The organism is Citrobacter amalonaticus (genome assembly GCF_018252635.1).
Lineage (GTDB): Bacteria > Pseudomonadota > Gammaproteobacteria > Enterobacterales > Enterobacteriaceae > Citrobacter_A > Citrobacter_A amalonaticus_E.
In genome coordinates this window covers 887,778-900,203 of sequence record NZ_JAGTXM010000001.1, presented here as the reverse complement: position 1 = coordinate 900,203, position 12,426 = coordinate 887,778, and the positions used below count along the sequence as shown (strand labels likewise).

Here is a 12,426-nt window from a genome sequence, read left to right as displayed (position 1 = left end):
CCCTACAGTCCGGTTCTCCGGCGTGAGGATAAATAATGAAAAAACTGTTCGTTCGTACCCTTGCTGCAAGCGTTTTACTGATGGGCACCTCTGTACTGGCGCAGGAAGCGCCGTCACGCACTGAATGTATCGCCCCGGCGAAACCCGGCGGCGGCTTTGACCTTACCTGCAAACTGATTCAGGTAAGCATGATGGAAACGGGCGCGATCGAAAAACCGATGCGCGTTACCTACATGCCGGGTGGGGTGGGCGCGGTGGCCTACAACGCCATTGTTGCTCAGCGTCCCGCCGAAGCGGGGACGGTCGTGGCGTTTTCCGGCGGTTCGCTGCTGAACCTGTCGCAGGGGAAATTTGGCCGCTACGGCGTGGATGATGTGCGCTGGCTGGCGAGCGTCGGTACGGACTACGGCATGATCGCCGTGCGTGCCGACTCGCCGTGGAAGTCGCTGAAAGATCTACTCACCGCGATGGAAAAAGATCCTAACAGCGTGGTGATTGGCGCAGGTGCATCGATTGGCAGCCAGGACTGGATGAAATCAGCGCTACTGGCACAGCAGGCCCACGTCGATCCGCACAAGATGCGCTATGTCGCCTTTGAAGGCGGCGGCGAACCGGTCACCGCGCTGATGGGCAATCACGTGCAGGTGGTTTCCGGCGATCTCAGTGAGATGGTGCCCTATCTGAACGGCGATAAAATCCGCGTTCTCGCCGTCTTTTCTGAAGAACGCTTACCGGGACAGCTCGCCAACGTCCCGACGGCCAAAGAACAGGGTTATGATCTGGTCTGGCCAATCATCCGCGGCTTCTACGTCGGCCCCAAAGTGAGCGACGCCGACTATCAGTGGTGGGTGCAAGCCTTTGAAAAACTCCAGCAAACCGACGCCTTCAAAAAACAGCGCGACCTGCGCGGCCTGTTTGAGTTCAACATGACGGGCAAACAACTCGATGAGTACGTCAAAAAACAGGTGACCGGTTATCGCGATCAGGCGAAAGCCTTTGGTCTGGCGAAATAAGCATGGAGAGAACCATGAGCGATCGTATTTTCGCCGGTATCTGGCTGTTGCTCTGCATCGCCGGGCTGTTTATTGCCTGGCAAATTCAGAGTGAATACAGCTATGAACCTGTCGGTCCCCGTCCCTTCCCTCTGGGAATTATCGGCCTGATGGCGCTGTGCGCGCTGGCTATGCTGTTGCGGCATCCGGACGTCGTGGACTGGCCGCGCCGACACGTCCTGCAAAAACTGTTAACGATGGTGATCGTCCTGCTGATGTACGCCTGGGGCTTTGAGTGGCTTGGTTTTCCCGTCTCCACAGCCATTCTGACGCTGGTGATTGGCATTCTGTTTGGCGCCACCCTGCCTGCCGCAGGGCTTTCCGGCGCGATCCTGGGCGTCGCCCTGTGGTATGCCTTTGACCGCCTGCTTGATGTCACCCTACCGCTCGGCGCCTGGCTGAGTTAACGGAGAAACGATGGATACCTGGATATATCTTTCTCAGGGTTTTGCGGTGGCGATGACCCCGGAAAACCTGGTGATCGCGCTGATCGGCTGCTTCGTCGGCACCATTGTCGGCCTGCTGCCGGGTCTGGGGCCGATCAACGGCGTGGCGATCCTGTTGCCGCTGGCCTTTGCTTTGCATCTGCCAGCGGAATCCGCGCTGATCCTGCTGGCGACGGTCTACATTGGCTGTGAATACGGCGGACGTATTTCGTCGATTTTGCTCAACGTGCCCGGCGATGCGGCGGCGATCATGACCGCGCTTGACGGCTACCCGATGGCGCAACAAGGCCGCGGCGGCGTCGCGCTTTCCATTTCGGCGGTCAGCTCCTTCTTTGGCTCACTGATCGCCATCGGCGGCATCATTCTCTTCGCCCCCCTACTGGCGCAGTGGTCGCTGGCGTTTGGACCGGCGGAGTACTTCGCGTTGATGGTCTTTGCCATTGCCTGTCTTGGCAGCATGATGGCACAAAATCCGCTGAAATCGTTTCTGGCGGCGCTAATCGGTCTGGGGCTGGCGACCGTTGGCGTTGACGCCAACACCGGGGTTTATCGCTTCACCTTCGACAGCGTGCACCTTTCCGACGGCGTGCAGTTTATTGTCGTGGTGATCGGTCTGTTCTCGGTTTCTGAAATCCTGCTCATGCTGGAACATACCAGCAGCGGGCAAAAACTAGTGCGCAAAACGGGAAGAATGCTATTTAACGCCAAAGAAGGCGCGCAGTGCATCGGCGCGACGCTGCGCTCGTCGGTGATTGGCTTCTTCGTCGGCGTGCTACCGGGTGCGGGCGCCACCATCGCCAGCGCCATCACCTACATGACCGAGAAAAAAATCAGCGGCAACAGCGACAGCTTCGGCAAAGGCGATATTCGTGGGGTTGCCGCACCGGAAGCGGCGAATAACGCGTCGGCCTGCGGCTCGTTTATACCGATGCTGACGCTGGGCGTGCCGGGATCCGGCACCACGGCGGTGATGATGGGCGCGTTAACCCTGTATAACATCACGCCGGGACCGGCGATGTTTACCGAACAACCGGATATCGTCTGGGGCCTGATCGCCGCCCTGCTGATTGCCAACGTGATGCTGCTGGTGATGAACATCCCGCTGATCGGCCTGTTCACCCGGATGCTGACCATTCCGCTGTGGTTCCTGGTACCGGCTATCGCGGCCGTGTCGGCGGTCGGAGTGTACGCCGTACACAGTACCACCTTCGATCTGGTGCTGATGGTCGCGCTCGGCGTGCTGGGCTACATTCTGCGTAAAATGCACTTCCCGATGTCGCCGCTAATCTTAGGCTTTGTGTTGGGTGAAATGCTCGAGCAAAACCTGCGTCGTGCGCTGTCGATCAGCAACGGCAATATGGCGATTCTGTGGGAGAGTAGCGTCACCAAAGTGCTGCTGGTGATGGCGGTGGCGGTCATTGTGATCCCGCCACTGTTACGGATCCTTCGTAAGCGCACCACCAAACCCCAGGTGGATGTAGGGTAATACTTCGCCGGATGGCGCTTCGCTTATCCGGCAACAGTATCAATTCTTAACATGACCTCCGATAACCGCCTCAATCCGTTCCTTCATATAGGGAAAGAACGGATTTGAGGTGACGCGCATCAGCGTATCCAGCCCCACCAGCAGCGTGGAGGTCTCTCCCCGCAACGCAATCGTGCCAATACTCACTCCATAGCGATTCAGTTCATCTGGCTTCAACCCATACAACGAATCCGTCAGTGGAAACGGTATCGCCACATGCGACAGCGAATACATCTCCGGTGGCCAGGCTTCCTGTAACGGCAAAACCTGCACCTCACGCGTTCCCGCAAGCGTGTCGCGCGCCACCACCGCCAGCGTTTCCGCCGTAGCGTTAGTGACCACCGTCGTACGATAAGCTCGTGGCATGGCCGGCAGCAGCGTTGCAGCGGCGGTATAAGAAGAAGTCCGCAGCAAAGGGCGCAGGTTAGCCGCCTGATTGATATCAAACAGTACCAGTTCGCTACCGTTAGGCCCCAGATAGCGATACAACGACTCCACTACCGCCTGGGTGCTGACGGTCGAGTCCATCACTGACTGAAAGGTCAAAACAGGCGGCAAATCGTGAAGTCGCTTACTCTGCGCATCCTGCATAATTTGCTGCTGTAGCGCTTTGGTCAACAGATAAGACTGTCGTGCCGCATTAACCGGAAACGAATTATATTTGAAGGGGTTAAATTCTGGCGTGACGTTCAGCCACGCGGCTTTGGCAAAGGCAGGATACAGCGCCGGTAGCCCCGCCAGTCCGGCAAAACGGGCAAATGCCGTGACGCCAATCATCGGCGACAATAACACCAGCTGTTGCGGACGGCGCAGCGAGGCATCCTCCAGACCGTCCAGCGTGTATTTCAGCGCCAACGCGCCGCCGTTAGAGTACCCCACCAGATGCAGCGGCACCTCGTTACCCGCCAGTCGTGTCGCCTCACGCACCGCGAGACGCGTGGCGGCCAGCCACGCTTCCCAGTCGACCGCCGTTAACGCGCCTGGCGCGGTACCGTGCCCGGGCAGGCGTGGCACCACCGCGATGAATCCCTGCTGCTGGTAGATCCGGGCGATATATTTCAGGCTGTAGGGCGAGTCGGTCAGGCCGTGGAGCATCACGGCAACGCCTCGCGGTTTGCCTTGCGGCATCAACACGAACGAGCGGTTCCAGTTGGGGGTAAATTGCGGCGGAGCGACCCGACTGCCCGACCAGTAACGGTTGATCGGCGTCTGCTCATCCGGATTAAGCGTATCGCCCACCTGTTTTTGCAGATCGGCAAACAGCGACTCTTCCCGAATCCGATACTGCGCAAATGTGGCATTATCCAACGCTGCCGCGCTCATTTCATTTCCGTGCCAGGTATGCCAGGGATGTAGATCGGGCCCGCTCTCTGTCTGATATACCCGCACGCCGAGGAAAATAATCAGCACCACCAGCAGCGTCAGCACCACGTGTTTGACCAGCGCCAACAGACCGGAACGGATCCACTTCACCCGACGAAAGAGGTTTTTAATTACCATGTTTATCCCGATCCTCGCTCAACAGCCCTATCCCAACCGGCGTTAGTGTAGGCTAACCTGCGGTTTCCTCAACCTTTTCCGCCCTTTTCCACCAATACACAGTCATTTATCCCTGCGACTTCTAATGTTAAATAATTGTTGTTTTTGATCACAAAAAAGAAACAAAAAATTCATTTTGTGCGCGTTTGTCAAAAATGTAGATATTTTTAATTTATGGCTACGAAATGAACTTCGCCTGTCTATCTGACCATCTACTAAAAGGATCGATTCTGATGAATGCACTGACTGCCGTTAAACCGAACGCTGAAGATCCAGGCCAACACTACAGCGGATTTACGCTAAAACCGTCAGCCCAGTCCCCGCGTCTGCTGGAGCTGAACTTTTCCGCCCAAACGACGGAACACTTTCTCCAGCAGGTCGCGCAATGGCCAGTGCAGGCACTGGAATACAAATCATTCCTGCGCTTCAAAGTAGGCAAAATCCTCGACGATCTGTGCGAGAACCAGTTGCAGCCGCTGCTGCTGAAAACGTTGCTCGATCGCGCTGAGGGGGCGCTGTTGATCAACGCGGAAGGCGTCGATGACGTGGCGCAGGCCGATGACATGGTCAAACTGGCAACCGCGGTGGCGCATCTGATTGGGCGTTCTAATTTTGATGCGATGAGCGGTCAGTACTATGCGCGCTTTGTGGTGAAGAACGTCGATAACTCAGACAGCTATCTGCGTCAGCCACACCGCGTTATGGAGTTGCACAACGACGGCACCTACGTCGAAGAGATCACCGATTACGTGCTGATGATGAAAATCGACGAGCAGAATATGACCGGCGGCAACTCGCTGCTGCTGCATCTCGACGACTGGGAGCACCTTGACGAGTACTTTAGCCACCCACTGGCGCGCCGTCCGATGCGCTTTGCCGCGCCGCCCAGCAAGAACGTCAGCCAGGATGTGTATCATCCGGTGTTTGATGTCGATCAGCAGGGCCGCCCGGTGATGCGCTACATCGACCAGTTCGTGCAGCCGAAAGATTTTGAGGAAGGCGTCTGGCTGAGCGACCTTTCTGATGCCCTGGAAACCAGCCAACACATCCTGTCCGTTCCGGTTTCGGTGGGTAAATTCCTGCTGATCAACAACCTGTTCTGGCTGCACGGTCGCGATCGCTTTACCTCGCACCCGGATCTGCGGCGCGAACTCATGCGCCAGCGCGGCTACTTCGCTTATTCCACCCACCACTACCAGACTCACCAGTAAGCGTGAAGGAAAAAGCGGATGTATGATTTTGTGATTATTGGCGGCGGCATTATTGGCATGTCGACCGCCATGCAGCTCATTGCGGTCTATCCGGACGCGCGCATCGTGCTGCTGGAAAAAGAGTCCGGCCCGGCCTGTCATCAGACGGGCCACAACAGCGGTGTGATCCATGCCGGGGTCTATTACACTCCAGGCAGTCTGAAAGCGCAGTTTTGTCTCGCCGGTAACCGTGCGACCAAAGCCTTTTGCGATCAAAACGGCATCCGCTACGACACCTGCGGCAAGATGCTGGTCGCGACCTCTGAACAGGAAATGTCGCGAATGCGCGCCCTGTGGGATCGCACCGCGGCCAACGGCTTAGAACGAGAATGGCTGAATGCGCAGGAGCTGCGCGAGCGCGAGCCCAATATCACCGGACTCGGCGGCATTTTAGTACCCTCCAGCGGGATCGTCAGCTATCGGGAAATCACGGCGGCGATGGCGAAAATCTTCCAGGCAAGAGGCGGTGAAATCGTCTACAACGCCGACGTCAGCGCCCTGAAAGAGCATGCCGCAGGCGTGGTAGTACGTACCCACCAGGGGCAGGAATTTGAAGGAACGACGCTGATTACCTGCGCCGGACTGATGGCCGATCGGCTGGTGAAAATGCTCGGCGTCGAGCCGGGTTTTATCATCTGCCCGTTCCGTGGCGAGTACTTCCGTCTGGCGGCGAAACACAATCAGGTAGTCAACCATCTGATCTACCCGATCCCCGATCCGGCGATGCCGTTTCTCGGTGTCCATCTCACCCGTATGATCGACGGCAGCGTCACGGTCGGGCCAAATGCGGTGCTGGCGTTTAAGCGCGAAGGCTATCGCAAACGCGACTTTTCGCTCAGCGATACGCTGGAGATCCTCGGATCTTCCGGCATCCGTCGGGTCCTGCAAAACAACTTGCGCTCAGGCCTTAGCGAAATGAAAAACTCGCTGTGCAAGAGTGGCTATCTCCGGTTAGTGCAAAAGTACTGCCCGAGCCTGACGCTAAACGATCTGCAACCGTGGCCCGCAGGCGTCCGCGCGCAGGCGGTTTCGCCGGACGGCAAACTGATTGACGATTTTCTCTTTGTCACCACCCCGCGTTCGATCCACACCTGTAATGCCCCCTCCCCGGCAGCGACATCGGCAATCCCCATCGGCGCACACATCGTCAGTCAGGTACAGACGCTACTGGCAAACCAAAGCAATCCCGGACGCACGCTGCGTGCGGCACGTAGCGTGGATACCTTACACGCCGCGTTCACCCGTTAACCTTTTTAAGACAGGAAGCCATCATGCAACTTAACGATCCGACATTGTTCCGTCAGCAGGCCTTTATCAACGGGCAATGGCGCGATGCCGATAGCGGCGAAGTCATTGCGGTAACCAACCCGGCCAACGGCGAGACGCTGGGCAGCGTGCCGAAAATGGGCAGCGCGGAAACCCGCAACGCTATTGAGGCCGCTAACCGCGCGCTGCCCGCCTGGCGCGATCTCACAGCCAAAGAGAGGGCGAATATTCTACGTCGTTGGTTCAATCTGATGCTGGAGCATCAGGACGATCTCGCCCGTCTGATGACCCTTGAACAAGGTAAGCCGCTGGCAGAAGCCAAAGGGGAAATCAGCTATGCCGCCTCCTTTATTGAGTGGTTTGCCGAAGAGGGCAAACGTATTTATGGCGACACGATTCCCGGACACCAGGCCGACAAGCGCCTGATCGTCATTAAGCAGCCCATTGGCGTCACAGCCGCTATTACACCATGGAACTTCCCGTCGGCGATGATCACCCGCAAAGCCGGTCCGGCACTGGCGGCAGGCTGCACGATGGTGCTTAAACCCGCCAGCCAGACGCCGTTCTCCGCGCTGGCGCTGGCGGAACTGGCGAATCGAGCAGGGATCCCGGCAGGCGTGTTCAGCGTCGTGACCGGTTCCGCCAGTGCGGTTGGCAACGAACTGACCAGCAATCCGCTGGTGCGCAAACTCTCTTTTACCGGTTCGACAGAGATTGGTCGCCAGTTGATGGAACAGTGCGCGAAAGACATCAAAAAGGTCTCCCTGGAACTGGGGGGTAACGCGCCGTTTATCGTCTTTGACGATGCCGATCTGGATAAAGCAGTAGAAGGCGCGCTGGCCTCCAAGTTTCGCAACGCCGGGCAGACCTGCGTCTGCGCCAACCGTCTGTATGTACAGGACGGCGTCTACGATCGTTTTGCCGAAAAACTTCAGCAGGCGGTTAACAAGCTGCACATTGGTGATGGCCTGAACGCAGACACGACCACCGGCCCGCTGATTGATGAAAAAGCGGTTGCCAAAGTGGAGGAACACATTGCCGACGCACTGGAAAAAGGTGCCAGAGTCATCACCGGGGGTAAAGCGCATGAACGGGGCGGCAATTTCTTCCAGCCGACCATTCTGGTAGACGTGCCTGACCACGCGAAGGTCGCCAGGGAAGAAACCTTTGGCCCGCTGGCCCCGCTGTTCCGCTTTCGTGATGAAGCCGACGTCATCAGACAGGCTAACGATACCGAATTTGGGCTGGCGGCCTATTTCTACGCCCGTGATTTGAGCCGCGTCTTTCGTGTTGGTGAAGCGCTGGAGTACGGCATCGTTGGCATTAACACCGGCATTATCTCAAACGAAGTGGCGCCGTTTGGCGGGATCAAAGCCTCCGGTCTTGGCCGTGAAGGTTCCAAATACGGCATCGAAGATTACTTAGAAATCAAATACCTGTGCATTGGCCTTTAACCATAAATCGACTGGAGAACACCTGATGATCACCAATAACGAATTAATGCAGCGTCGCGCTCATGCCGTTCCGCGTGGCGTAGGACAGATTCATCCGATCTTTGCCGAGCGTGCGGAAAACTGTCGGGTCTGGGATGTGGAAGGCCGTGAGTTTCTGGATTTTGCTGGCGGCATTGCGGTGCTGAACACCGGACATCTGCACCCGCAGATCGTCTCGGCAGTCGAAGCGCAACTGAAAAAGCTGTCCCATACCTGCTTCCAGGTGCTGGCCTATGAGCCATATCTTCAACTGTGCGAAATCATGAACCAGAAAGTACCTGGCGACTTCGCCAAGAAAACCCTGTTGGTCACCACCGGGTCGGAAGCGGTGGAAAACGCAGTGAAGATCGCCCGCGCGGCAACGAAACGTACAGGCACCATCGCCTTTAGCGGCGCATATCACGGACGCACCCATTACACTTTGTCGCTGACCGGGAAAGTGAACCCGTACTCAGCCGGAATGGGGCTGATGCCCGGTCACGTCTATCGCGCACTTTATCCGTGTGCCCTGCACGGCATTAGTGAAGATGACGCCATCGCCAGTATTCACCGCATCTTTAAAAATGATGCCGCGCCGGAAGATATCGCCGCCATCGTGATTGAACCGGTACAGGGTGAAGGCGGTTTTTACGCCGCCTCCCCAGCCTTTATGCAGCGCCTGCGTGCGATTTGTGACGAGCACGGGATCATGCTGATTGCCGATGAAGTGCAGAGCGGTGCGGGTCGCACCGGTACGCTGTTCGCGATGGAACAAATGGGCGTGGCGCCGGATATCACTACCTTTGCCAAATCCATTGCCGGGGGCTTTCCGCTGGCGGGCGTGACCGGACGCGCCGAGGTGATGGACGCCATCCCGCCGGGTGGACTGGGCGGCACCTATGCCGGTAACCCGATTGCCTGCGCCGCCGCACTGGCGGTACTGAACATTTTCGAACAGGAAAATCTGCTGCAAAAAGCCAACGAACTCGGCGAAACCCTGCGCAACGGCCTGCTGGCGATTGCGGAAACACACCGTGAAATTGGCGATGTTCGTGGGCTGGGGGCGATGATCGCCATTGAACTGTTTGAAGACGGCGACCACAGCAAGCCGGATGCGAAACTAACCGCAGAGATCGTCACACGCGCCCGCGACAAAGGGCTGATCCTGCTTTCCTGCGGGCCGTACTACAACGTGCTGCGCATTCTCGTTCCGCTCACCATTGAAGATGCGCAGATCCGTCAGGGTCTGGAGATCATTGCCCAGTGCTTTGACGAGGCTAAGCAACGTTAACCCTTGCAGCCCAATTGCCGGATGGCGCTTCGCTTATCCGGCCTACAGAGTCGGCATGGTTTGTAGGCCGGATAAGGCGGAGCCGCCATCCGGCGAACGGCTCAATAACAATAAAGAGGTCAGAAAATGGGGCAACTGTCGCAATCACATGATTTAGGGGGCGGGCTGAAATCACGCCACGTCACCATGCTGTCTATTGCCGGGGTTATCGGCGCAAGTCTCTTTGTGGGTTCCAGCGTGGCAATCGCACAGGCCGGGCCCGCGGTGTTGCTGGCCTATCTGTTTGCCGGGCTCCTGGTGGTGATGATTATGCGGATGCTGGCCGAAATGGCCGTCGCCACGCCGGATACCGGTTCTTTTTCCACCTATGCCGATAAAGCCATCGGGCGCTGGGCGGGCTACACCATCGGCTGGTTATACTGGTGGTTCTGGGTGCTGGTGATCCCGCTTGAAGCGAATATTGCCGCCATCATCCTTAATTCCTGGGTCCCCGGCATTCCCATCTGGTTGTTCTCGCTGGTCATCACGCTGGCGTTAACCGGCAGTAATTTGCTGAGCGTCAAAAATTACGGTGAGTTTGAGTTCTGGCTGGCGCTGTGCAAAGTGATTGCCATCCTTGCGTTTATCGCCCTGGGTGCTGCGGCGATCAGCGGCTTTTATCCTTACGCTGAAGTCAGCGGTATTTCGCGCTTGTGGGATCATGGCGGCTTTATGCCTAACGGCTTTGGCGCCGTGCTGAGCGCGATGCTGATCACCATGTTCTCATTTATGGGCGCAGAGATTGTCACCATCGCCGCCGCCGAATCCGACACGCCGGATAAGCATATCGTCCGCGCCACTAACTCGGTTATCTGGCGTATTTCAATCTTCTATCTGTGTTCTATCTTTGTGGTTGTCGCGCTGATCCCATGGAACATGCCGGGGCTGAAAGAGACAGGTTCCTATCAATCCGTCCTGGAGTTATTGCATATTCCCCATGCCAAACTGATCATGGATTGCGTGATCCTGCTGTCGGTGACCAGTTGTCTGAACTCTGCGCTGTATACCGCGTCGAGAATGCTTTACTCCCTGAGTCGTCGTGGCGATGCGCCGGCCATGATGGGCAAAATCAATCGCAGCAAAACCCCCTGGGTGGCGGTACTCCTCTCGACCGGCGCGGCCTTTTTAACCGTGGTTGTGAACTACTACGCCCCGGCAAAAGTGTTTAAGTTCCTGATCGACAGCTCCGGCGCCATCGCCCTGCTGGTGTATCTGGTTATCGCCGTGTCGCAACTGCGCATGCGCAAAATCCTGCTGGCGGAAGGCGGCGAGATCAAACTGAAAATGTGGCTCTATCCGTGGCTGACCTGGCTGGTGATTGCCTTCATCTGCTTTGTGCTGATAGTGATGCTCTTTCGTCCGGCGCAACAGCTGGAAGTGATTTCCACAGGACTGTTAGGGCTGGGAATTATTTGTACCGTACCGATTATGTCGCGCTGGAAAAAACTGGTATTGTGGCAAAAGACACCGCTGCAAAATACCCGTTAAACGATCCCGGCACAGGCCGGGAACACGATTCAGGAGTAAGACCATGACCGCCATTTCCCATCCGACGGCCATAGATGGATACCGCTGGTTGAAGAACGATATTATCCGCGGTATTTATCAGCCTGATGAAAAACTGCGCATGAGTTTATTAACCTCACGCTATTCTCTTGGCGTTGGGCCGCTCAGAGAGGCGCTTTCTCATCTGGTGGCGGAACGGCTGGTCACGGTGGTGAATCAGAAAGGGTATCGGGTGGCGTCCATGTCAGAGCAGGAACTGCTCGATATTTTCGATGCCCGTGCCAATATGGAAGCTATGCTGGTCAGTCTGGCGATTGAGCGCGGCGGTGACGAATGGGAGGCCGAGATCCTCGCCCGCGCTCACATGCTCAGTAAGCTTGAGGCCAGCGACGCCAGCGAACACCTGCTGGATGAGTGGGATTTACGCCATCAGGCATTCCATACTGCCATTGTTGCCGGATGCGGCTCGCAGTATCTGCTGCAAATGCGTGAACGGCTGTTCGATCTCGCGGCGCGCTATCGGTTTATCTGGCTGCGAAAAACGGTTTTGTCGGTTGAAATGCTGGAGGATAAACACGTTCAGCATCAGACGCTAACGGAAGCAATTCTGGCGCGTGATGCTGCACGCGCCAGTGAACTTATGCGTCAACATTTGCTGACGCCGATTCCTATTATCCAGCAGGCCATGACGGGTAAACTGCTGGCGGAAAAATCCTGAACGTTAAGAAAGCGCTGAAGGACGGGTTTGCACCCAGAACGCGTGAATCAAACCCGGGATGTACCCCAGCAGGGTCAGAACGATATTAAGAATGAACGCCCAGCCAAACCCTTTCCCCAGCAGGACACCCAGCGGCGGCAGAATGATCGTAAATACAATTCTCCAGAAACCCATACTCACTCCAAAAAGAAAAATTACTTATTGTTTAAAAAGAGATTTTATCCCTAAGCGTAGCGAGCTTAGCGGAGATCGCCAGTAATCACTCTCGCTTTTACCCTCTTTTACGCTCTTTACGCTGGTATGCGTTTCACTTTTACTTTAG

Annotated in this window: 11 protein-coding genes; 9 read left to right on the top strand and 2 right to left on the bottom strand. The window is 56.7% G+C overall.

The window, feature by feature from the left end; all coding sequences use genetic code 11:
* The first annotated feature begins 35 nt into the window (after positions 1-35).
* From KE671_RS04220 to KE671_RS04210, 3 genes are read left to right on the top strand one after another with little or no spacing between them, the layout of a single operon-like run.
* The gene (locus KE671_RS04220) at positions 36-1,013 is read left to right on the top strand and encodes a Bug family tripartite tricarboxylate transporter substrate binding protein (RefSeq protein ID WP_206161842.1); all 978 of its coding nucleotides are present in this window, start codon (positions 36-38) and stop codon (positions 1,011-1,013) included.
* A gap of 14 nt (positions 1,014-1,027) precedes the next feature.
* Positions 1,028-1,459 carry a tripartite tricarboxylate transporter TctB family protein gene (locus KE671_RS04215; protein ID WP_206161841.1) on the top strand — a complete coding sequence of 144 codons (432 nt, stop codon included), beginning with the start codon at positions 1,028-1,030 and terminating at the stop codon, positions 1,457-1,459.
* Between the two features lie 10 nt (positions 1,460-1,469).
* On the top strand, positions 1,470-2,984 hold the full coding sequence (locus KE671_RS04210) for a tripartite tricarboxylate transporter permease (protein ID WP_206161840.1): 1,515 nt from the start codon (positions 1,470-1,472) through the stop codon (positions 2,982-2,984).
* A 39-nt stretch (positions 2,985-3,023) separates the two neighbouring features.
* Here the strand turns inward: KE671_RS04210 and KE671_RS04205 are convergent, their stop codons facing one another.
* Entirely contained in the window at positions 3,024-4,517 is a 1,494-nt protein-coding gene (locus KE671_RS04205) for an alpha/beta hydrolase (protein WP_283093079.1), read from the bottom strand.
* Between the two features lie 278 nt (positions 4,518-4,795).
* On the opposite strand from KE671_RS04205, the gene glaH reads away from it, so the two are divergent.
* The 6 genes from glaH (at position 4,796) to csiR (ending at position 12,104) form a co-directional block, all read left to right on the top strand.
* Positions 4,796-5,773, top strand: a complete 978-nt coding sequence (gene glaH / locus KE671_RS04200) for a glutarate dioxygenase GlaH (RefSeq protein WP_206161838.1) — start codon at positions 4,796-4,798, stop codon at positions 5,771-5,773.
* Positions 5,774-5,791: 18 nt separating this feature from the next.
* Complete coding sequence (lhgO, locus tag KE671_RS04195) at positions 5,792-7,060, top strand: L-2-hydroxyglutarate oxidase (protein ID WP_206161837.1); 1,269 nt, start codon at positions 5,792-5,794, stop codon at positions 7,058-7,060.
* 23 nt (positions 7,061-7,083) lie between these two features.
* Positions 7,084-8,532 carry an NADP-dependent succinate-semialdehyde dehydrogenase gene (gene gabD / locus KE671_RS04190; RefSeq protein ID WP_206161836.1) on the top strand — a complete coding sequence of 483 codons (1,449 nt, stop codon included), beginning with the start codon at positions 7,084-7,086 and terminating at the stop codon, positions 8,530-8,532.
* A 25-nt stretch (positions 8,533-8,557) separates the two neighbouring features.
* Positions 8,558-9,841 (top strand): 4-aminobutyrate--2-oxoglutarate transaminase, encoded by a 1,284-nt coding sequence (gene gabT, locus KE671_RS04185; protein WP_206161835.1) that lies wholly within the window; start codon positions 8,558-8,560, stop codon positions 9,839-9,841.
* Positions 9,842-9,967: 126 nt separating this feature from the next.
* On the top strand, positions 9,968-11,368 hold the full coding sequence (gabP, locus tag KE671_RS04180) for a GABA permease (RefSeq protein ID WP_206161834.1): 1,401 nt from the start codon (positions 9,968-9,970) through the stop codon (positions 11,366-11,368).
* A 43-nt stretch (positions 11,369-11,411) separates the two neighbouring features.
* Entirely contained in the window at positions 11,412-12,104 is a 693-nt protein-coding gene (gene csiR, locus KE671_RS04175; RefSeq protein ID WP_206161833.1) for a DNA-binding transcriptional regulator CsiR, read from the top strand.
* A 3-nt stretch (positions 12,105-12,107) separates the two neighbouring features.
* Here the strand turns inward: csiR and KE671_RS04170 are convergent, their stop codons facing one another.
* Positions 12,108-12,278 carry a YqaE/Pmp3 family membrane protein gene (locus tag KE671_RS04170; RefSeq protein WP_206161832.1) on the bottom strand — a complete coding sequence of 57 codons (171 nt, stop codon included), beginning with the start codon at positions 12,276-12,278 and terminating at the stop codon, positions 12,108-12,110.
* Positions 12,279-12,426 lie beyond the last annotated feature (148 nt).